General features: G+C 63.4%; 19 protein-coding genes. 6 read left to right on the top strand and 13 right to left on the bottom strand.

All coding sequences use genetic code 11. The features are described from left to right. Positions 1–100: 100 nt before the first annotated feature. Complete coding sequence (locus ASD32_RS19045; protein WP_060639757.1) at positions 101–562, top strand: Crp/Fnr family transcriptional regulator; 462 nt, start codon at positions 101–103, stop codon at positions 560–562. Between the two features lie 20 nt (positions 563–582). Here ASD32_RS19045 and ASD32_RS19040 read toward each other — a convergent pair whose 3' ends face one another. Beyond that, a complete protein-coding gene (locus ASD32_RS19040) occupies positions 583–2355 on the bottom strand; it encodes a metallophosphoesterase (RefSeq protein ID WP_060639629.1) in 1773 nt (590 codons plus the stop codon). A gap of 228 nt (positions 2356–2583) precedes the next feature. Between ASD32_RS19040 and ASD32_RS19035 the strand changes: the two genes are divergently transcribed. After that, positions 2584–3414, top strand: a complete 831-nt coding sequence (locus tag ASD32_RS19035) for an MBL fold metallo-hydrolase (RefSeq protein ID WP_060639628.1) — start codon at positions 2584–2586, stop codon at positions 3412–3414. Between the two features lie 12 nt (positions 3415–3426). On the opposite strand, the gene ASD32_RS19030 is transcribed toward ASD32_RS19035, so the two are convergent. From ASD32_RS19030 to ASD32_RS18995, 8 genes are all read right to left on the bottom strand, one after another. Beyond that, complete coding sequence (locus ASD32_RS19030; protein WP_060639756.1) at positions 3427–4185, bottom strand: polysaccharide deacetylase family protein; 759 nt, start codon at positions 4183–4185, stop codon at positions 3427–3429. After that, positions 4185–5279 (bottom strand): glycosyltransferase family 4 protein, encoded by a 1095-nt coding sequence (locus ASD32_RS19025; protein ID WP_060639627.1) that lies wholly within the window; start codon positions 5277–5279, stop codon positions 4185–4187. The genes ASD32_RS19030 and ASD32_RS19025 overlap by 1 nt, the downstream gene beginning before the upstream one ends. A gap of 56 nt (positions 5280–5335) precedes the next feature. Continuing rightward, a complete protein-coding gene (gene ugpC, locus ASD32_RS19020; protein ID WP_060639626.1) occupies positions 5336–6415 on the bottom strand; it encodes a sn-glycerol-3-phosphate ABC transporter ATP-binding protein UgpC in 1080 nt (359 codons plus the stop codon). Beyond that, the gene (locus ASD32_RS19015) at positions 6412–7347 is read right to left on the bottom strand and encodes a PfkB family carbohydrate kinase (RefSeq protein ID WP_060639625.1); all 936 of its coding nucleotides are present in this window, start codon (positions 7345–7347) and stop codon (positions 6412–6414) included. Before ASD32_RS19015 ends, ugpC begins: the two co-directional genes overlap by 4 nt. A gap of 1 nt (position 7348) precedes the next feature. Further along, on the bottom strand, positions 7349–8371 hold the full coding sequence (locus ASD32_RS19010) for an SIS domain-containing protein (protein ID WP_060639624.1): 1023 nt from the start codon (positions 8369–8371) through the stop codon (positions 7349–7351). After that, complete coding sequence (locus ASD32_RS19005) at positions 8371–9216, bottom strand: carbohydrate ABC transporter permease (RefSeq protein WP_060639623.1); 846 nt, start codon at positions 9214–9216, stop codon at positions 8371–8373. Before ASD32_RS19005 ends, ASD32_RS19010 begins: the two co-directional genes overlap by 1 nt. Then, complete coding sequence (locus ASD32_RS19000; protein ID WP_060639622.1) at positions 9216–10100, bottom strand: sugar ABC transporter permease; 885 nt, start codon at positions 10098–10100, stop codon at positions 9216–9218. Before ASD32_RS19000 ends, ASD32_RS19005 begins: the two co-directional genes overlap by 1 nt. Before the next feature lie 113 nt (positions 10101–10213). Beyond that, positions 10214–11452 carry an extracellular solute-binding protein gene (locus ASD32_RS18995; RefSeq protein ID WP_060639621.1) on the bottom strand — a complete coding sequence of 413 codons (1239 nt, stop codon included), beginning with the start codon at positions 11450–11452 and terminating at the stop codon, positions 10214–10216. 238 nt (positions 11453–11690) lie between these two features. Here ASD32_RS18995 and ASD32_RS18990 point away from each other — a divergent pair, with 238 nt between their 5' ends. Then, the gene (locus ASD32_RS18990; RefSeq protein WP_060639620.1) at positions 11691–12917 is read left to right on the top strand and encodes an ROK family transcriptional regulator; all 1227 of its coding nucleotides are present in this window, start codon (positions 11691–11693) and stop codon (positions 12915–12917) included. A gap of 3 nt (positions 12918–12920) precedes the next feature. On the opposite strand, the gene ASD32_RS18985 is transcribed toward ASD32_RS18990, so the two are convergent. Next, positions 12921–13403 (bottom strand): anthrone oxygenase family protein, encoded by a 483-nt coding sequence (locus tag ASD32_RS18985; protein WP_082546834.1) that lies wholly within the window; start codon positions 13401–13403, stop codon positions 12921–12923. Continuing rightward, the gene (locus ASD32_RS18980; protein ID WP_348270746.1) at positions 13403–14236 is read right to left on the bottom strand and encodes an NAD(P)H-binding protein; all 834 of its coding nucleotides are present in this window, start codon (positions 14234–14236) and stop codon (positions 13403–13405) included. The genes ASD32_RS18985 and ASD32_RS18980 overlap by 1 nt, the downstream gene beginning before the upstream one ends. Positions 14237–14389: 153 nt before the next feature. Here ASD32_RS18980 and ASD32_RS18975 point away from each other — a divergent pair, with 153 nt between their 5' ends. From ASD32_RS18975 to ASD32_RS18965, 3 genes are all read left to right on the top strand, one after another. Further along, positions 14390–15001 carry a TetR/AcrR family transcriptional regulator gene (locus ASD32_RS18975; RefSeq protein WP_060639754.1) on the top strand — a complete coding sequence of 204 codons (612 nt, stop codon included), beginning with the start codon at positions 14390–14392 and terminating at the stop codon, positions 14999–15001. Between the two features lie 56 nt (positions 15002–15057). Further along, positions 15058–15630, top strand: a complete 573-nt coding sequence (locus ASD32_RS18970; RefSeq protein ID WP_060639753.1) for a TetR/AcrR family transcriptional regulator — start codon at positions 15058–15060, stop codon at positions 15628–15630. Between the two features lie 68 nt (positions 15631–15698). Beyond that, a complete protein-coding gene (locus tag ASD32_RS18965) occupies positions 15699–16568 on the top strand; it encodes an SDR family NAD(P)-dependent oxidoreductase (RefSeq protein WP_060639618.1) in 870 nt (289 codons plus the stop codon). A gap of 528 nt (positions 16569–17096) precedes the next feature. Here the strand turns inward: ASD32_RS18965 and ASD32_RS18955 are convergent. Continuing rightward, positions 17097–18722 carry a GMC family oxidoreductase gene (locus ASD32_RS18955; protein WP_060639616.1) on the bottom strand — a complete coding sequence of 542 codons (1626 nt, stop codon included), beginning with the start codon at positions 18720–18722 and terminating at the stop codon, positions 17097–17099. Beyond that, positions 18719–20248 carry an FGGY-family carbohydrate kinase gene (locus tag ASD32_RS18950; protein ID WP_060639615.1) on the bottom strand — a complete coding sequence of 510 codons (1530 nt, stop codon included), beginning with the start codon at positions 20246–20248 and terminating at the stop codon, positions 18719–18721. Before ASD32_RS18950 ends, ASD32_RS18955 begins: the two co-directional genes overlap by 4 nt. Positions 20249–20393: the final 145 nt, after the last annotated feature.

Raw genomic sequence — 20393 nt, 5'->3', positions numbered from 1 at the left:
GCGACGGGGATGCAGGCATGGACAATCTTCCCCATGGCGAGACCGGTGGAGATGACCGGTTGATGACCGGGGAAGCAGAAAATTGGGAATGGGCACGATTATGCTGTTGAAGGATGAAGTTCAAATGCTGCGGCGGGTGCCGCTGTTTTCGAATGTCGAACCCGGCAAGCTGAAGCTTCTCGCGTTCACGTCCGACCGCGTGAGCTACGATCCCGGCGAAGCGCTCTTCCATCAGGGCGATACCGGTGATGCGGCCTATGTCGTCCTGGCCGGCAAGGCGGACATCCTTGTCGATTCCTCGACCGGCCCGGTCAAGATCGCCGAAGTCGAAACCAATTCGATCGTCGGCGAAATCGCCATCCTCTGCGATGTCTCGCGAACCGCAACCGTACAGACGACGACGGCCGTGGAAGCCCTGCGTATCCGCAAGGACCATTTCCTCAAGCTGCTCACGGATTTCCCCGAGATCACCATCGAGATCATGCGCGTGCTGGCTGACCGCCTCAGCCACACGACGAGCGAACTGTCGGAAGCCCGCAGCCGCGCCCGCAAGGCCGATTAGCGCTCGCATTTGTCACAGCGTTAGAGCGTGGACCGATCCGCTTCGATCGCGCCGTTTGTCCGGCTGATGCTGAAATTGCCCGACGGCAGGCCGGACATGTAGTGCGTCAACATCCGGAAAATCAGCGCGAACTGCGCCTGCACCGCGCCCGGCTCATCGCCGCCGCGATCGGCAAACAATTGCGCGACCGCCCGATAAGCTGCGATCTTGTCCGCGCCGATCCAGCCCAATGCCAGTTCGCTCCCCATCCGCAGCCGGTACCAGTCCGCCAGAAAATTCAGAGCGGAAATGCCCTGCAGCGCGCCGGTCTCTGCCTTGGTCAAACGCGCCGCCAGCCTTTTCTGCAGGTCTTTGTCGTCACGCGCGGCAGCGATGGCCGCCATCGCATCGCCGGCGGCAACCGGCTCTACGATCAGCGCCAATATTGCCAGATCGGCAAGGTCGAGACTGCGGATCAGAGCCGCAATCTCTTTTGGCCATTCCCGCTTGAGGTAACGCCGTCCGACCAGATGGCCGATATGCTCGAAGAGGAAACCACCATAGTCCCCGGCATCGAGCATGCCGCCGGCCTCCAGCCGCGACGGCACAACCTCGAGCCGGTAGGCCTGGCGCAGGTCATCGGCGAGCGGCATCGCCTCGATCCCCACCGTCTCGATGCGAAACGTCTCGTCGCCGATATCAAGCACTTTGTAGGCACCGGGAAAGGCCACGAGCGAGGGCATGGCGATGTTGGTGAGGAACCGTTCGCCGCGGCGATATTGCGCGGTGTCGTTGACATGCAGATGGCCGCTGAAATGCATGTCGATCCCGGCCTCGATCAGCGCGCCGGCAACATCGTCATGCGGAATGCGTTGCGCCATCCCGGTTAGCCCGAGCAGCGCCACCTCGTCCTCGACGGTTGCATCGAGCGGGTCGAGAACGGGATAGTGCGAAAATGCCAGCAGGCACTTGCCCTTAAGCCGCGCTCGCCGCGCGACATCCGCCATCCAGTCGAGAACGAACCGCTTGTGAACCAGCATCGCGTTCCAGCCGGCGCTGGTGCTGTCGGCGAAGTCACCGTCCTCGCCCGGCGCTACGCCATCGACAGGCACGAAGACATTGGCGTCGATCATCAGCAGCCAGACGCCGGGAAAAGGCTCGACCAGATAGGATGCATCCATCAGCCGGCGCGCCGTCTGTCCGTCCGGCGAACGAACCTCATAGATCCGCGCGGCCGGATCGCCCTTGGTCCCGAACGGCGTTTCCCAATGAAGATCGCCGGGCTGCGGGAAAAAGCCGAAGTCCGCCATGTCGTTGAGGCCGTCCGGATAGCCCTTGCAATACATATCGCCGCTGGCGATCACCGCATGCGCGCCCCGGTCGCGCAGATGCGGGTCGCTGCTGAGAAGGCTGTAGCTGCCATCCGCATTGAGAAACCGCTTGGCGCGGTGGCGGCCATCGGCGCCGAAAATATCGTGATTGCCGGTGGTTGCGTAAAACCGCATGCCGAAGCGTGCCGCATAATCGTCAAGCACCCGCTTCACGCCGCGCACCGTCTCCACCTGCCCGTCATCGGAATAGTCGCCGAGCAGAACGACATGGCGAATGCCGCGCCCGGCAATATCGGCAAGCGTATGGTGGAGCGCGAAATAGCTTTCGTTGAAGACCCTTGTCGAGCGGGCGGTGTCGGCAAGCAGCCGGAAGGTCAGCCGGCGGCCATCCTGAACGATGCCGGGAAAGCCGTAATCTGCATAGAGATCGTGAAAATGCGCGTCGGCGACAATGGCGATGCGCGGATGCGTTGCGGGCGGCATTCTGTCGGTATTTTCCGTCTGCACGTTCAAACCGGATTCGTTTCTCTTCGTCTCTGGCATATGTGGAAAGAAAAAGCGAATTGAAGTCTCGCTTAACCCAAGCAGTTTCGTTACCATGGCGAAAATGCGGCTTGGTTAATCAAGCCCGATAAAAAGACGGCCTTAAGGGTTATGTGGGACAGTTGCAAACGGAAGGGCAAAGTATTTTTCCGTGACTGAGGCGAGAGAGTGAACGAAAACGTGTTTCGGGTGCGGTTATGGGGAGTGCGGGGCAGCCTCCCGGTCTCAGGGACCGAATTCCAGACCTATGGCGGCAACACCATCTGCATCGAGATGCAATGCGGTCCTCACCGGCTATTGTTCGATGCCGGCTCCGGCCTGATGCCCGCCGGCCAGGCGTTGAAATCCGAGGGCATTTCCGATTTCAACCTGTTTTTCACCCACTGCCATTACGACCATATTGTCGGCCTGCCCTATCTGCCGGCGCTGTTTGATCCGCATGCCTCGGTCACCCTCTGGTCCGGACATCTGGCCGGACGCATGTCCACCCGCCAGATGATCGGCGAGTTCATGCGGCCGCCATGGTTCCCGGTCGAGCCGGATATCTGCCGCGCCTCGATCAACTGCCGCGACTTCCGCTCCGGCGATACGCTGGTTCCCTATCCCGGCGTGACGATCCGCACCGGCAGCCTCAACCATCCCGGCGGCGCCATCGGCTACCGCGTTGAATGGAACGGCCGCGTCGCGGTGCTGGTCACCGATACCGAACACAAGCCCGGCACGCTCGACCCCGCCGTGCTGGACCTCATCGATGGCGCCGATCTCTTCCTCTACGACTGCATGTATACCGATGACGAGATGCAACGCCATGTCGGCTATGGCCACTCCTCCTGGCAGCAGGCCATCCGGCTCGCCAAGACGGCAAAAGCCAAACAGGTCGCCTTCATCCATCATTCGCCGCTGCGCACCGACAGCGAACTCGATGAGATCCAGCGGCTTGCCGGCCGCGAATTCAACGGCGCCATCACCGCCCGCGACGGCCAGGTGATCGACCTCTGAGCCAAGGGATCTCTATCCCGTCGATGCGCGCTGTTCCCGCAGAATATCCGCAACCGGCGTCCAGCGGCAGGCAGGATGGTTCACCGTCGCCTGGAACAGCGCTGCCATGAAATCCCACACGGCCTCGTCATGAACCAGGTGGTGGGTCAAAAGCCCCATCGTCCCGCCCTGATCGAACATCACCCGCATGCGCGCGGCGATTTCCAGAGCCAGCGTCCGGGGATCGCGCCCGCCGCGCGTTCCGTGCCAGTCCATGACATCCACATGCGTGTTGATCAAAGGCAATGCGGCCGGTTTTTCCGGGCCGAACACCGAGAGCGCCCAGTAGCCCAGGCCGGGCAGCTGCGCAATAAGGCCCGCGTCGATCCGGTTCCAAGGCGGGATCAGCATCGGCACGAACCGGCTGCCATGAAGAGCGGTGAGCCGGTCAAAGCCCTGGCTCAATTCCGCAAGCACCGTATCCGCCAGCCGATGGCGGCCAAGCTCCTGCTTCTTTTCCGCCGGGCCCGCATGGTTGCGGTGCGACCAGCCGTGGACGGCAACGGAACAGGATGGCTCCCCCTGCAGCCGGCCGGCAAGGGCCTCGCCCGTATGCGCGGGAATGACGGCGAGCGTCAGGGGCACGGAAAAGGCGCTGGAGACATGCAGCAACCGGTCGAGCGCCGCCGTCGGCTCGATCGCGTCGTCATCCCGCAGCCAGAACTGCGCGACTTTTCCCGCCTGCTGCCAGCGGTCGAGTTCGCCGGCAAGAACGGCTTCGAGTTCATTCATCATCGCACCTGCTGCACATAATCATCGAGAATGACGCCGAGCCGGGACGCCGCCGTGCCCAGCGAACGCTCCTCACCGGCGAAGGTCCTGGCCGCCTCTGCAAGCGCCGTCCGCTCGGCACCGTCCGTCAACAGAAGTCCGATCGCCTGCGCATAGGCATCGATATCACCCGGCGGTGTCAGCAACCCTGTCCGCCCCTGCATCACCACTTCGGGCACACCGGCAATCTCTTGCGCGACAACGGGCAGGCCGGCGGCCTGCGCTTCCAGATAGGCCAGACCATAGGCCTCGCCGCATCCCGGCCAGACATAGAGCGCGGCAGACGACAACAGGCCGGCAATCTCTGTCGCCGTCTGTTCGCCGTGCCAGATGATCCGGCCCTCATCAAACCCGGCAAACAGCGAATGCACGTCTGCGGCACGCGGCCCATCGCCGGCGACAGACAATTGCCACGGCAAATGCGTCAGCCGTGACAGGGCTTGCGCCAGCATCGCGTAACTATCCATCTTGTCACCGGACCGCATCATCGCCACGCTGATCAAGCGGCCAGGTCGAGGTTCCGGCGATCGTTCGAGAAACAGCGCCGGGTCGAGAAACGGCGGCAGCATGGCGAGGCGCGCGGCGGGCGCGGCAGCCGCAAGCCCGTCGCTGTCGCGGCGCGTCAGGCAGATATTCACCGATGCCTGCTCGACGGCATCCAGCACATGCTGCTGCATCTGCTGCCAAAGCCCTGTGTTGCGCCTGTTGGAATAGGACGCCTCGGCCGTCACATAGCCAAGCCCGAATTCCCGCGCCAGCGCCGGGCCGATCAGATCGGGCGCCTTGTAATAGGGATGGTAGCAGAACCAGAGATCGGGTGCGCCGTGTTCGCGCCAAAGCGCCGAAAGCCGTACCCGCTCCGCCTGCGCGACCTCTGAGCGGGCAGCATTCGCGTCCGCTGCAGCATCCGGCAGGAACGCCCGCACCTCGGAGGCGATCTCCACCGTGTGCCCGGCCTTCACCAAGGCCGCCATCAGCAAACGTGCCATCAGCCGGTCGCCGGAGGGAACGGGATGGTTGGGGGATTTGAGCGGACTGTAGAAAGCGATCTTCATCGCCTGCGGTTTTAGAGCGCTTCATCCTGAAACGGAAGCGATTCCGTCACCCGTTTTCAGCCGAGCGCCAGTTCCGTCTGCGCATCGAAGAGATGCCGCGCATCCTCGTCAAAACCGAAAGACTGCTGCATTCCCACCGTCAGCCTGGTGCGGGGCGGAAGGCAGGCGGTCACCCGCTGCCCGCTGACCCGGCCGGTGACGACCAGCTCCGGTCCCGTCAGCTCGATGACTTCGATGGCGACCTCAAGGGCCGGACGGTCCGCTTCGTTGGTGGCCAGCCGCAGCGCTTCCGGGCGCACGCCGAGCTTGACCCGCCGTCCTGCGGGTGCGGCATTCTTCAGCCGCGCCGGCAGCGCGATCGTGGCGCCCGATCCGTCCAGCTGAACGCCCTCGCCCGTGACCACGCCATCCAGCACGTTCATCGGCGGCGAGCCGACGAAACCGGCGACATAGAGCGTGGCCGGACGGTCATAGACCTCTTCCGGGGTGCCGAGTTGCTCGATCCTGCCATTGCGCATGACGGCGATGCGTGTTGCCAGCGTCATCGCCTCGATCTGGTCATGGGTGACGTAAACGATGGTGGTACCCAGCATCTGGTGCAGCCGCTTCAGCTCGGTGCGTGTCTCCATGCGCAGCTTGGCATCGAGATTGGAGAGCGGTTCGTCGAACAGGAAGACCTGCGGCTTGCGCACCAGCGCCCGGCCGATCGCCACGCGCTGCCGCTGGCCGCCGGAAAGCTGGCCGGGTTTGCGATCCAGCAGGTTCTCGATCTGCAGCAGTCTCGCCGTCTCCTGCACGGCCTTTTCCCGCTCCGCCACAGGCACCTTGCGCATTTCCAGACCGAAGCCGATGTTGCGATGCACCGACAGGTTCGGATAAAGCGCATAGGACTGGAACACCATGGCGATGTCGCGGTCCTTCGGATGGACGCCGAGGATCGAGCGCCCGCCAATCCGGATATCGCCGCCCGATGCTTCGGCGAGACCCGCAATGATGTTGAGCAGGGTCGACTTGCCGCATCCCGATGATCCCAGCAGGACAAGGAACTCGCCGCTTTCCAGCGAGATGTCGATGCCTTTCAGGGTTTCGATCGCGCCATAGGTCTTGCGGATATTCTCGATTTCGAGCGCGCTCATGATGCGGTCTCTCCGGTAGCAGTCACAACAGGTCCGCCATAGCTGCGGGGAAGCGTGGAAATGGCGCGGGAGGCGACCGCCGTGCCCGCCTGCAGACAATCCTGAAGCGCCCGCCCCCCGGCCAGCGCCGCAAGGAAAGCCGCGTTGAAGACATCGCCGGCACCGATCGTATCGACGACCTCGACGCGCGGGGCCGCCGCAGACACCAGCGCGCCATCGCAACCGATCGCAAGCGCCCCGTCCGGGCCACGCTTGATGACGACAATCGCATCCTTGCGCATATGGCGCTTGAGCTCGCGGGCGGCTTCTCTTGCGTCGGCGAGGCCCGAAAGCGTCGTTGATTCCACCTCGTTCAGCAGCGCACAGCCGCACCGGGAAAGCCAGCCCAGCGTCGCCTGCCGGTTTTTCTCCGTCCAGCCATCGAGCGGCCAGCCGGTATCGAGCGCAAGCGTGATGCCATGCGTGTCGGCCCAGTCGAAGAGCGCCGCATAATCCGCCGTCAGATCGTCGGTGAGGAACGAGCCGCAGAGCAGCACGTAGCCGCCGGAGAGGCGGGCGCCGTCAAGGGCCGACAGCACGCAGTCCAGCGAAAGCCGGGGCAGATGTCCGCGTGTGGTGAAGAATGTCCGCTCGCCGTCCGGATGGGTGATGCCGACCGACAGCGTCGTCCCTTCCGGCCGCACCGGCCATTTTTCCGCCCGGCCGCCAAAGGCCTCACGCAGCCAGCGGCCGAACTCGTCGGTGCCGGTATTGGCGGCAATATCGAAATCGATGCCGAGCGCCGCCCAGGCAAGGGCCGCATTTCCGGCCGAACCGCCCACCCGCAATTCATCATGATCGACGATGATCTCGGTCCCCGCCTTCGGCCAGGGCTCCGCCGGTCCAAGGATCAGGTCGACATTGACGTTTCCGATCACGGCAAGCGGACGCATGTCATTCACTCCGGGTGATCTTTGTGGAGCGAACCGGCGTTCCGGCATTCTCGACGCGGGCCTCGGCAAAGGCAATCATCAGGCGCTGGGCCACCGGCAGCATCGCAAACACGGCGGCAAGCCCCGCCGCTGGCTGAAACCGCAGCGTCTCCGCGCCCTCCACAGGCTCTTGACCGGACGCATCGAACAGGACGACGGGCGACCCGGTCGCAACCGCCGACAAAGCCATTGCCGTCACCAGATCTGCGGTCGCATCATCGCCCCGAAACAGCACGACACCCATCTTCGGCCCGAGCATTTCCATCGGGCCATGCCGAAGCTGCCCGCCCTCCAGCGAAAAACAGGGATAGCGCGACAGCTCGGTCAGGCCGAGCGCCAGCGCCTCCGCCAGCCCCTGCAGACGCCGCCCGGAAGTCACCACGGTCGCGACATCGCTGAGGGCGGCCAGCGCTGGGGTGATGTCATGCGTTGCAGGCGCCGCAAGGGCCGCCAGCGCCGGCGCCGGGTCCTCGCCGAGCGCCGACAGGATTGCCAGATGCAGCGCGAAACTGACGGTTAAACTGCGCGTCGCGGCAAAGGCAAGCTCGGTGCCGCCAGCGCCGACGAGGCAGGGCGCGGCCTTTCCGAGGAAGGAGGATGCTTCGAGCGTCAGGCCGAACGTGTGCTCCGATCCGCCGGTCTCGGAAAACCAGCGTAGCACCTCGGCGCTCTCGCCCGATTGCGAGGTGATCAAGACGGTCCGGCCCTCGATCGCCAGCGGCATGCCGAGCTGCTCGGACAGGGGGATGGCAATCGCTTCGATCCCCAGCGCGCGGTACAGCGGCTCGACGGTGCGGTTCACCGCATGCGAGCCGCCCATGCCGAGCAAAAGCAGGCCAGAGGTTTCCTGTAACGCGGCGGCGATCTCTTTGGCGCGCTCCGTTGCGCCTTCGAAGGAGGCGATGGCATCTGCGTTCTGGCGGGCCATTTCGCGGTCGATCGCCTGCAGCCCGCCCGGGCGGTTTTCCTGTAAAGTCATCATCATCATCCCTTGACGCCGCCGCTGGTCAGCCCGGAAATCAGGGCCCGTTGCATCACAAGACCGATCACCACGGGCGGCAGGGCGGCCAGCACGCCAGCGGTTGCGATCAGTCCATAATCGGAGACCCGGCCACCAGCGAGATCGGCGATGGCGACGGTCAGCGTCTTGGCGCGCAGGTCGGAGGTAAACAGCAGCGCGTAGAAGAATTCATCCCAGGCGAGCAGGAAGGCAAACAGCGCCGACGTCGCCATCACCGGGGCGGCCAGCGGCAGCGTGATGATGCGCAAGGTGGCAAACAGCCCCGCCCCGTCCATCATTGCCGCCGCCTCGATCTCCTTGGGGATCGCATCGAAGCCGGATTTCATCAACCAGGTGGTAAACGGTGCGAGAATGGTGAGATAGACGAGCGCCAGCCCGAAGACGCTGTTGAGCAGGCCAAGATGCGCAAGGCCGAAATAGAGCGGCACCGCCAGCGCCACCGGCGGCAGCATATAGGTGGCGATCACCATATAGAGCGACCAGCCAACCGACGGCGTGCGCGACACCGCCCATGCGGCGGGAATGGCCAGCACCAGAGCCGCGATCGTCGCCATCCCGGCAACCAGGATGCTGTTGACCAGCGATGCGACAAAGGCCGCGCCTGCGCTGTTTTCCACGCTGGATAGCAGCACGCCATAGCGCGAGAAATCAACAGATTGCGGCCACCAGACGAGCGGCTTGGCCGTCAGATCGCCAGCCGGCGAAATGCTCATGATGAACAGCCAGACCACTGGCGCCAGAATGACGATCGCCAGAAGCAGCGCGCAGGCATGGAGGAAGAACGAGAACAGGAAACTCTTGCGTTCCATCAGGCAGTCACTCCCGCAGTGCGCCGCACCAGCATGGCATAGGCAGCCGCCAGAACAGCCACGAGTAGCGTGACGATCAACGCCAGCGACGCTCCCGATCCGGCGCGCTGGAAGGAAAATGCTTCCTGATAGACCAGGATCGACAGCGTGCGCGTGCTGTTGGCCGGCCCGCCACGGGTCATCACCCAGATGATGTCAAACACCTTGAAGGCCTCGATGGTGCGCAGCACCAGCGCCACGATCAGCGGCCCGGCAAGATAGGGCAGGATGACGAAGCGGAATCGGGCAAAAGGTCCAGCGCCATCCACCAGCGACGCAGCGGTAATATCGCGCGGCACGGCCTGCAGCGCCGCCAGCGCAATCAGCGCCACCAGCGGAAAATTCTTCCAGCAATCGGCGATGATCAGCGACGCCAGCGCCGTGCCGGGCTCGCCGAGCCAGGACCGGTAGGCATCCAGCATGCCGATCTGGGTAAGCGCGGCGTTCAGCGCGCCATATTCGGGATTGTAGATCAGCCGCCAGAGCGTGGCATTGACGACGGTCGGCAGCGCCCAGGGCAGGATCATCAGCGCCCGCAGCACGGTGCGGCCGTAAAATTGCTGATTGAGCAGAAGGGCCGCCAGAACGCCCAGAACCATCTCGGCAAACACGGACACGACGGCAAAGATGGTGGTGGTGGTCAGCGTGCGCTGGAAATTGGCGCTGGTCAGCGTCTTTACGTAATTGTCGATGCCGACGAAATTGCCTGCAGTCCCGACCAGCTTGGCATCGGTGAAGGAGAGCCCGACCGTATCGGCAAGCGGCCAGCCGATCACGGCGATCATGACGGCGAGCAGCGGCAGCATCAGCAGCCATGCGCGTGTGGTCATCGATGTCCCGGACATGGGGCAACTCTTCCTGAAAAAATCATGGGATGCAAGGGCGATGAAAGAGCACGGGCGGCAAGCATATGCCGCCCGTAACGTGGTGGATGCGTGAAGAGCGAACCCTTGGAGCCTTAGAGACCGCTATTGTCGGCGGCGGTCTTCAAGGCATCTTCAGGGCTCGTCTGGCCAAGCAGCGCTTCCTGGATGGCCTGCTGCAGAGCGACCGAAAGTTCCTGGTATTTCGGAGTCGTCGGGCGCGGATACATGGCGGCCAGCGATTGCTTGGCAGCGCCGATCAGCTCTTCCTGACCCGCGCTGACAGCTGCATCCTCGTAGGACGACGCCCAGATCGGCAGGCTGAGCTTGGCATACTGGTTCTGCACGGCCTGCGAGGTCATGAAAGTAATGTAGTTCCAGGCCTCGTCCGGATGCTTGCTGGTCGCTGTGATGCCAAGGCCCATCGAGCCGTTGACGGCCGAAACCTCGCTCTTGCCAGAAACGCCCGGTGCCGGAACGACGCCGACCTTGCCGGCCACCTTGCTGTCCTTGCCCGTATTGGCGAGGTTGTACATATAGGTCCAGTTGAGCGCGAACGCGGCTTCGCCGTTTTCAAACACCTTGCGGACGTCCTCCTCGAGGAATTCCTTGGAATTCGGGTTGGAGATGCCGGACGAATAGCTCGTCACCATGTATTTCAGCGCATCGAGGCCGCCACCGGTCTGGAAGTCCGGCTTGCCGTCCTTCAGGAAATCGCCGCCATAGGCGCTGACCAGGGTAGTATAATCGCAGATCGCGGCTTCCGCCTGCGACCAGCTCCAGGCGATCGGGGTGGCCAGAAGGCCCTTGTCCTTGATGGTCTTGGCCTGTTCGGCAAGCTCATCCCAGGTCTTCGGCGGCGTCTTGATGCCTGCCTTTTCCAGGATTTCCTTGTTGTAGAACAGGTATTTCGTATCGAGGATCCACGGCATGCCGTAATAGGCGCCGTCATACTGAACCGTCGTCCAGGCGCCGGGCAAAACGTTCTTCTTCATGTCCTCGGTGACGCGCGAGGACACATCGACCAGAACCTTGTTGCTGGCATATTCGGCAGGCCAGATCACATCGAACAGAACGACGTCATAGCCGCCGCCGGACCCTTGCGCCAAAACCGTCTTGTCGTGCAGGCCTTCATAAGGAACGAATTCCAGATTGACCTTGACGTCCGGATTGGCCTTGGCAAAGGCGTCGGTCATGGCGCGGACATCGGCTTCGCTATAGGCGGCCTGCGCCATGAACAGCGCGTTGAGCGTCGTCTCGGCATAGGCGTTGCCCGCAAAGAATACGCCGGCCAGCGCAGCCCCCATAAGCGCGTTGCGTTTGGATTTCAGCATGTCTTTTCCTTCCCGTGAAAACAACAGTCGTCTCGTCAGCGCGCACACGCACGCGCCGTTCCGTCAAACCGCTCAAAAGCGGCATCCGGCATGTCTTGTCGAAGTGCTGCGCGGCATCTAGGACTGGTCCCGTAATGCCGTTCGTTCCCTTAAAAGCTCTGCGGCTCTTTTTATTAAGTCAATTGCTTTGACTTAATTCTTGTTCAATATTCTAATGGTGTCAAGGGGATTTCGCGGGATGAACGAGATGCGGCCAATCCGGGCCAAGAGCGGCACCAATCAGGAGGGCACCAGCGCCCATAACCGCCGCGTCATGATCGACGCGCTGCGGCTGAACGGGCAATTGTCGCGCGCCGATCTCGCCCGCGCCACTCGGCTCACCAAGCAGACGGTGTCCAACATCATCGAGGATCTGGAGCGAGACGGACTGGTGGTCTCGCTGACCGCGGTGCGCAACGGCCGCGGCCAGCCCTCCACCCCCTACCGTCTTGTGCCGGACGGCGCCTTTGCCATCGGCCTGCAGATCGACCGGCATGTGACGCGCGCGATCGCGGTCGATCTCGTCGGCACCGTTCTGGTCCGCGCCCAGGCAAACCTGCCGCCGGGCGGCCCGGCCAATGGTGCCAAGGTCATTCTCGACCTGATCGAACAGGTCCGCACGGACCTCGCCGCCAGTGCCGAGCAGGCCGAAAAACGGCTGGTCGGCCTCGGTGTCGCCATGCCCGGCCCCTTTGGGCTCGCGACCGACAATGACGATCAATGGATGATGGCCGCCTGGCAGAATTTTCCGCTGCTGGAAACGCTGGCCGCCGGCACCGGACTGGAAGTGGCGCTGCAGAACGATGCCGCCGCCTGCGCCACCGCCGAACGCATGGTGGGCGCCGCCCACGGCATCGATCACGCCGTCTGCCTCTATGTCGGCTACGGCATCGGCGCCGGCCTCATTCTGAACGGCGAACTCTATGCTGGCGGCAATGGCAATGCCGGTGAAATCGGCATGGTGCTTCTGCCGCCGACGTTGCAGCGCCCGGGCCAAACATCGCTCGAACACCGGGCCTCGCTTGCCTCGCTCTATCAGCACCTTGCCGCCGATCCCTCCGATCCGGGCCTGCCCGAGCGGTTGAACATGCTGGTCACGACCGGCGACCCGGCCATGGCCTCCTGGATCGATGCCGCCGCCGCAGAGTTGCGCTGGGGGGTGCAGATCATCGAGACGATTTTCGATCCGCAGACCGTCATCCTCTGCTCCACCGGCCCGGAGGCGCTGACCCGCAAGCTGCTGGAGGCCATCCATCCCCTGCTTCCCTCCAACGCGAACCGTCCGGGCCGCGCGATCCCGCGCCTGCAACTGGGCATGACCGACCCGTGGTCGGTGGCGCTGGGCGCAGCCGCCGAACCGATCAGCCGCGCCTTCGACCCGCGTTTTTCAGCCATCCTCAAGACACGCGCCAACGCGCTCGACTGACCCTTACGCTGCGCGAAAAGCCATGACGAAGCAGCCGAATGCGCCGATCGACGACAGCGTGCGCACATGGTTCCAGCGGACCCAATCGACAAGATAGGCCGACGACCAAAGACGCGCCGCCTCGTCACTGCCCGGCTGCAGGGCTTCGAGCGTATTGTTCAAAGGCACATTGGCGGCCATCGTCACCGCGAGCACGCCGCCGAGGAAGAGCAGCCCGCCGGCGACGAGATAAAACCGCGCCGGACCGCCATGGATGAACCCGCCGGCGACCAGCACGAGCGACAGCAGCGCCGTTCCCATGAAGACGAGGAGGAACAGCGGATTGAGGATCACCACATTGATTGCCTGCATCGCGGCAATGCCCTGTTCGGCGGGCAAGCGCGCCAGCGCGCCCATGATGCAAACCGAGAAGATGAAGAACAGGCCCGCATTGAGCCCTGCCCCGATCACGGCCGAAAAGATCAGCCAGGGAAAAAATGCCGCCATCATTTCAGGTCCTCCCAGACACCGGTTGTTGCAGTTTCACGCACATAGTCCGCAAAATCGCGCGGCGGACGGCCAAGCGCCCGGATGACGCCGTCCGTCAGGCTTTCGTTGCGCCCATCAAGCACGTTCATGAACAGATACTCGATCAGCCAGATGTAGCCGGCCGGAATCTGCGCCTCCCTCAGCATGGCAACATAAGTCCTGATATCAACCGTGGTGAACCGGATATCGCGTCCGCTCTGCCGGGCGATCTGCGCCACGGCCTCGCCGAATGTCATCAGCTGCGGACCCGTCACCTCATAGGTCTTGTGCCCATGCTCCGGCTCTATCAAAGCAGCCACCGCGACATCGGCGATATCATCGGCATCGATAAACGGCTCGCGCACATCCGCAACCGGCAGCACCAGCTCACCTGCCAGAATGCCGTCCAGCAGGAAGGCCTCACTGAAATTCTGGAAGAACCAGCTGGCGCGGATGATCGTGTAGCCGATACCGGATTGCTTCAGCGCTTCCTCCGCCGCCAGGGCCTCGTCCTCGCCGCGCCCGGAAAGCAGGACCAGATGCCGCACACCCTTTTCCAGCGCCAGCCTCGACAAGGTTCCGATCGCCTCGACAGCGCCCGGCACCGCCAGATCCGGCTGATAGCTGACATAGGCCACATCGACACCGTCAAGCGCTGCTCCCCAGCCCGACGGATTGGTCCAGTCGAACGCAGGAACCGTGGAGCGCGACGCCAGCCGGACGTCCCTCCCCTTTGCCAAAAGACGCTCCGCCACACGGCGGCCGGTCTTGCCGCTGCCGCCAAGGATCAAAATCGTTTCGCTGCTCATCATCCCGCTCCCGTCGAAATCCTAAATGTGATTAATCCTCACATTTGCTAAATGTGATAAACCCTCGTATTTTGATCGTCAAGTGGAATTTCGAAAGGACAAAGATTGGCCATCGACCAGACAGCCCCCGCGCCGGTACCCGAGGACGACGGCGCCATGCGCAAATCGCCGACGCAAAAGCGCAGCCGCGAGAGGGTCGAGCATATTCTGGCCAGTGCATCGCGGCTGATTGCCGAGCGCGGCAGCGACACGATGCGGATGAGCGAAGTCGCCGAATTGAGCGGCATTTCCATCGGCTCGCTCTACCAGTACTTCCCCGACAAGGCGGCGATCATTCAGACGCTCGCCGAACGCTACAACGACGTCTCGCGGGCCTGCATCGCCGATGGCCTGGCGCATGTGAAGACGGTTGAAGACCTGCGGCAGGCCTTCTCGGCGCTGATCGACGAGTATTATAATATCTTCCAGGCCGAGCCGGTGATCCGCGACATCTGGTCGGCGATGCAGGCTGACAAGAGCCTGCGGGATATCGAACTGGCCGAGAGCCGGCAAAATGCCGTCCTCCTTGCCGCAGCGCTGAAACGCGCCTTGCCGGACGAAGATCTTGACCGGCTCAAGGTGCCGGCCCTTCTCATCATGTATCTCGGCGAATGCGTCATGCGGCTGGCGATTTCGACCGGCGAGACCGAAGGCCGCGCGTTGATTGAAACATACAAGCGCATGGCCTATCGGAGCTTCGACGACACGTCACCTTCCAGAGGCTCTTGACACCGGGAGAGTGATAGCCATATAACTGAGTACGTACTCACTCATTGGACTTCACCTTGGCCCGCCCCTTAAGCGAAGACAAACGCAACGCGATCCTGAACGCCGCCACGCAGGCCGTGGCCGCCCTCGGCATCGGTGCATCGACGGCCGGGATCGCCAAGGGTGCCGGTGTCGCCGAAGGCTCGCTGTTTACCTATTTCAGTACCAAGGACGAGCTGCTCAACCAGCTCTATTTGCATCTGAAATCCGAGTTCCGGACGATGCTGATCGCCGGCTATCCCGGTGACGCTGATGTCAAGGATCGCTGCCGGCACCTCTGGGACCGCTCCATCGATTGGGGTGCCGCCAGCCCGGCAAAACGCAAGGCGATGCGGCAGCTCGCCGTGTCCGGCAAGATCACCGGGGCCATCCGCAAGGCCGGCGCCGAAGGCTTCCGCGATATGGAGGCGATGCTGAACGAGGGCTTCGACACCGGCGTCCTGCGCCCTCAGCCGATCGCCTTCATCGGTGGCATCATCGAATCGCTCGCCGAGATGGTGCTCGAATTCATCGCCGGCGATCCCGCAAAAACGGAAAGCTACAAGAGCGCCGGGTTCGACGCTTTCTGGGGGGCCATCGCCGCCCGGTAGAATGCTTAATTTTCACTCCAAAAATGAGTGAGTAATCATTCATTATTTTACCAACAAAGGAACATGACATGTCTAAAACATGGTTGATCACCGGCAGTGCCAACGGTCTTGGCCGCACCATTGCCGAAGCCGTGCTGCGCCACGGCGACCGCCTCGTCGCCACCGCACGCAATCCGCAACAACTGTCGGCCCTCAAAGAACAATATGGGGATCAGGTCGCCATCACGGCGCTCGATGTGACCGATGCTGCGGCCGCTGACGCTGCCGTGCAGTTCGCCGTCGATACGTTCGGCAGGCTCGACGTGCTCGTCAACAATGCCGGCTACGGCAATGTCGCGCCGTTCGAGCAGACAACGCCCGAGGCCTTCAAGGCGCAGATCGACACCAATTTCTACGGCGTCGTCAATCTCGCCCGCGCGGCCCTGCCGGTCATGCGCGGCCAGCGCTCCGGCCATATCATCAACATTTCCTCGGTCGGCGGCCGCATCGGCACACCCGGCCTCAGCGCCTACCAGTCGGCCAAATGGGCCGTCGGCGGCTTCACCGAAGTTTTGGCCATGGAAGCCGCAGCCTTCGGCGTCAAGGTCATCGCGGTCGAGCCGGGCGGCATGCGCACCAATTGGGGCCAGGTGGCGCGCGGCAGCGTCCCAGCCATCATGCCGGACTATGAGCCGAGCGTCGGGGCAATAACCAACCTGCTGAAAGCCTATGTCGGCAAGGAATTCGGCGATCCCGGCAAGGTCGCCCAGGTCATCCTCGACCTCGCCAGCCGCACCGATCTTCCACCCCACCTCCTCCTCGGCAGCGATGCCCTCCATATGTTCAAGCAGACCGAAGCCGCGCGCAGCAAGGCCGCCGCAGACTGGGAAGCCGTCAGCACCTCGACCGATTTCGAGGGCAGCGATTTCTCGGTTTTCGCTGACCGTATGGAAGGTTGAGCATTCGGACGGACTGTGATGCGGAGTTAAGTCCGCACCATCAAGGTGCCGACAAGGGCACTCCTCAATTGAGAGGTGATTTTTGATCCTCCGCACCTCAGGACTATCGACTGTGAAAAGCGGCTGGCGAAGGATCTCCCCCTTCTCCCCGGCGGGGAGAAGTGCCGAGCGCATGCGAGGCGATGAGGGGGCGGTTCGGCAGGTTCGGAGCACTTGGCCCCCTCATCCGGCGCTGTGCGCCACCTTCTCCCCGCTGGGGAGAAGAGCGAGGACGCCGAGGGCTCCTGTGCTCATGGCGTTGCCGATCTTGCAGATGGCGCGGCGATCAGCTCGCGCTGTCGGATTGCCGACAATCGACTGTGGAATGCGGGCGCCGCCACGATCTCCCCCTTCTCCCCAGCGGGGAGAAGTGCCGAGCTGACGCGAGGCGATGAGGGGGTCTTTCCGCGAATTCGGAGCGAACCGCCCCCTCATCCGGCCCTGCGGGCCACCTTCTCCCCGCCGGGGAGAAGAGAAGAAAGACTGTCCCTACGCTCCCGACAAGATACTCTCCGCCGCCTTCTCCGCGATCATAATCACCGGCGAATTGGTATTGCCCGAAACGATCGCCGGCATGATTGAGGCATCGGCGATCCGTAATTTCGAAAGCCCGTGCACCCGCAACTGCGCGTCGACCACGGCCATCGTGTCGCTGCCCATCTTGCAGGTGCCGACGGGATGGAAGATCGTCGTGGCGATGTCGCCGACGCGGCGGATCAGGTCCTCGTCGCTCTGAAACTGCGTGCCCGGCAGCATTTCCTGTGGGCGGTATTTCCGGATGGCACCGGCCTCCATCAGCCGGCGGGCGTGACGGATCGAATTGGTGGCAACGATCCGGTCGCCGGCGGTCGAAAGATAGTTTGGCCGGATCTCCGGGGCGGCGGCAAGCTCCGGTCCGGCGACATGCACCGTGCCCCGGCTTTCCGGCCGCAGGTTGCAGACGGAAACGGTCACGGCGGGATACCGGTGCAGCGGCTCGCCCAGCCGGTCGGTGCTCAAGGGCTGGACGTGATATTCGAGATCGGCGGTCGCCACGGCCGGATCGCTCTTAGCAAAGATACCGAGCTGGCTCGGCGCCATCGACAGGGGACCCGACCGGCGCAGCATATATTCGAGCCCCATGCCGGCGCGGGTGAACAGGTTGTGATAGAGCTGGTTCAGGGTCTTGGCGCCCTCGATGCGAAAGACCGTGCGGATCTGCAGATGATCCTGCAGGTTCTCGCCGACGCCCGGAAGATCATGGGTTGGTTCGATTCCGGCACGCGACAGCACATCCGGACGGCCGACGCCTGACAGTTCCAGGATTTTCGGCGAATGGATCGCTCCAGCCGACAGCACGACCTCACGGCCGGCATGGGCGACATGGGTCTGCCCGTTCAGCCGGAAGCGCACGCCCGTGACCGCCCTGCCGTCGAATTCGAGCCGCTCGGTCTCGGCCCCCGTCAGCACGCGCAGATTGGCCCGCTTCATCGCCGGGCGCAGGAACGCCTTGGTGGTGTTCCAGCGCAGGCCGCCGCGCTGGTTGACCTCGAAATAGCCCGATCCTTCATTGTCGCCATCGTTGAAATCGTCGGTCTTGCGGATGCCAAGCTCTTCGGCGGCATCGCGAAAGGCGTCGAGGATCGGCCAGGACAGCCGCTGTTTTTCCACCCGCCACTCGCCGCCTGCCCCGTGCATTGAAGACTTGCCGCGATAATTGTCCTCGGACTTCAGGAAATAGGGCAGAACATCGTCCCAGCCCCAGCCGGCATTGCCCGCCTGCCGCCAGCCGTCATAATCCGCCGCCTGCCCGCGCATATAGATCATGCCGTTGATCGACGAGCAGCCGCCGAGCACCTTGCCGCGCGGATAGGGGAGCGACCGGCCGTTCAGCCCGGCTTCGGCCGCGGTCTTCATCATCCAGTCGGTACGCGGATTGCCCATGCAGTAGAGATAGCCGATCGGCACATGCACCCAGTGATACCGGTCGGTGCCGCCGGCCTCGAGCAACAGCACGCGGTTCTTCGGATCGGCCGAGAGCCGGTTGGCGAGAACGCATCCCGCAGACCCGGCGCCGACGACGATGAAATCGTAGCGTCCCGCATCGATTGCTGCATCATTCACACGCATGGTCACGCCGCCACTCCAGCAACAATGGGCTGCACCGCCGTCAGACGCCGCCAGAGCGGCGCCATCGCTTCGGCAATATCCTTATAGAGAGCGTAGCGCCTGGCATAATGCGCCTCAAGCGAGACGTTCGGACGGTAATGCCGCTCGGTCTGCACCATGGCGGCTGCACCCGCAGCGAAATCGGCAAAAATGCCGACGCCGGTTCCGGCCGCAATGGCGGCCCCGAGCGCCCCGGTCTCGCGCGAGCGGGCGACGGTGACGGGAACGCCGAGCACATCGGCAAAGATCTGCGGCCAGATCAGGCTGCGTGACCCGCCGCCCGACAGGACGGCTTCGTTGAACACGGCACCCGCCTTGCGGATCGTCTCGATATGCTGGCGGTGGCCGAAGGCGACACCTTCCAGCAGCGCCCGGACGAGATGCCCCTTGGTGTGCCAGCCGGCAATGCCGTAAAACCCGGCGCGCGCATGGCCGTCCTGCTGGGCGCCGTAGAGATAGGGATGGTAGAGCGGATCGTCTGCCGAGGGTTCGACTGCGCCTGCCAGTGCGCAAGCTGCATCAAACGGCGAGACCCCTTCCGTGTGCGCGCCTTCGAAAAATTCCTTGACCAGCCATTCGAGATTGGCAGCCGAGGTGGCGCTGTTTTCCATTGCCATATAGCGGCTGCGATCGAAGGTCGAGGACATGAACACCGGTCCGTCGAGATCGGGGCCGTCGATGATCACCTGGTTGATGCTCCAGGTTCCGGCGATGATCGAGGCGCTGCCGGTGCGCGTCACGCCCGAGCCGAGCGCGGAAGCGACGACGTCGAACAGCCCGCCGATCACCGGCGTGCCGGCAGCAAGCCCGGTCTGCGTGGCAACCTCGTCCGTCACTGTGCCGGCAATATCGGCGCTTTCGATCAGCGGCGGCAAAACGTCCATGCAGTCGCCAAGGCCATAGGCCTCCATCAGCGCCTGGTCGTAGCGGCGCGCGGCAAGATCGAGCAGCCCGGCGCCGGACATGTCGGAGACTTCGCTGACGCGCTCGCCGGTCAGGCGGTTGACGATGAAATCCTTGGAAAAGAACACCGTGCCGATCCGGCTGAACTGCTCCGGCTTGTAGCGCTTCAGCCAGGCCAGCAATGTCGGTGTCTGGGATGGCCACGGACGCTGCCGCGCGATCGGCTGGGTCAGATCGCCCACGCCCTCTCCCGCCCATTGCTCGACAAGACCGGTCGCCCGCGTGTCGATCGACTGGATGCCGAGCAGCGGCGCGCCATCGCGATCGAGCGCATAAAGGCCGTTCCCATGCCCGGCGCAACCGATCGCCGCGATTTCGTCCGGCTTTATCCCTGCCTTTTCGATGCAGGCGCGGATCACCTGCCGCGCATTGGTCCAGAGCTCGTCGAGGCCACGCTCGACATGGCCGGGGCTCGGCATGCGGCTGTGCCCTTCCTCGGAAGCCGCCGCGATTTCGTTGCCCGCCCGGTCGAAAATGACGGCCTTGATGACCGTGTTTCCGGCGTCGAGCCCCAAAAGATAGTGTTTCATTCTCAACCCCTCCCAAGGCTCTGACAGTTTTGCGCAATTTTGGCCGAAAACACAGGCCCAACTTCCCCTTCTCGCCAACGGGGAGAAGGTGGCCCGAAGGACCGGATGAGGGGGCGGCAAGCTCTGAATTTGCCGCCCCCTCATC

It is taken from the genome of Rhizobium sp. Root483D2 (genome assembly GCF_001426685.1).
Classification (GTDB): Bacteria; Pseudomonadota; Alphaproteobacteria; order Rhizobiales; family Rhizobiaceae; genus Pararhizobium; species Pararhizobium qamdonense.
The sequence above is the reverse complement of the archived record's forward strand: the minus strand, read 5'-3'. Positions and strand labels throughout refer to the sequence as shown.

Excerpts from the sequence above, each read along its gene's own strand:
- ASD32_RS18965 (WP_060639618.1), top strand. The coding sequence starts at position 15,699 with ATGTCTAAAACATGGTTGATCACCGGCAGTGCCAACGGTCTTGGCCGC.
- ASD32_RS18950 (WP_060639615.1), bottom strand. The coding sequence starts at position 20,248 with ATGAAACACTATCTTTTGGGGCTCGACGCCGGAAACACGGTCATCAAG.
- ASD32_RS19010 (WP_060639624.1), bottom strand. The coding sequence starts at position 8,371 with ATGATGATGACTTTACAGGAAAACCGCCCGGGCGGGCTGCAGGCGATC.
- ugpC (WP_060639626.1), bottom strand. The coding sequence starts at position 6,415 with ATGAGCGCGCTCGAAATCGAGAATATCCGCAAGACCTATGGCGCGATC.
- ASD32_RS19000 (WP_060639622.1), bottom strand. The coding sequence starts at position 10,100 with ATGTCCGGGACATCGATGACCACACGCGCATGGCTGCTGATGCTGCCG.
- ASD32_RS18975 (WP_060639754.1), top strand. The coding sequence starts at position 14,390 with ATGCGCAAATCGCCGACGCAAAAGCGCAGCCGCGAGAGGGTCGAGCAT.
- ASD32_RS18995 (WP_060639621.1), bottom strand. The coding sequence starts at position 11,452 with ATGCTGAAATCCAAACGCAACGCGCTTATGGGGGCTGCGCTGGCCGGC.
- ASD32_RS18990 (WP_060639620.1), top strand. The coding sequence starts at position 11,691 with ATGAACGAGATGCGGCCAATCCGGGCCAAGAGCGGCACCAATCAGGAG.
- ASD32_RS19015 (WP_060639625.1), bottom strand. The coding sequence starts at position 7,347 with ATGCGTCCGCTTGCCGTGATCGGAAACGTCAATGTCGACCTGATCCTT.
- ASD32_RS19005 (WP_060639623.1), bottom strand. The coding sequence starts at position 9,216 with ATGGAACGCAAGAGTTTCCTGTTCTCGTTCTTCCTCCATGCCTGCGCG.
- ASD32_RS19040 (WP_060639629.1), bottom strand. The coding sequence starts at position 2,355 with ATGCCGCCCGCAACGCATCCGCGCATCGCCATTGTCGCCGACGCGCAT.
- ASD32_RS19030 (WP_060639756.1), bottom strand. The coding sequence starts at position 4,185 with ATGAATGAACTCGAAGCCGTTCTTGCCGGCGAACTCGACCGCTGGCAG.
- ASD32_RS18980 (WP_348270746.1), bottom strand. The coding sequence starts at position 14,236 with ATGATGAGCAGCGAAACGATTTTGATCCTTGGCGGCAGCGGCAAGACC.
- ASD32_RS19025 (WP_060639627.1), bottom strand. The coding sequence starts at position 5,279 with ATGAAGATCGCTTTCTACAGTCCGCTCAAATCCCCCAACCATCCCGTT.
- ASD32_RS18985 (WP_082546834.1), bottom strand. The coding sequence starts at position 13,403 with ATGGCGGCATTTTTTCCCTGGCTGATCTTTTCGGCCGTGATCGGGGCA.
- ASD32_RS19045 (WP_060639757.1), top strand. The coding sequence starts at position 101 with ATGCTGTTGAAGGATGAAGTTCAAATGCTGCGGCGGGTGCCGCTGTTT.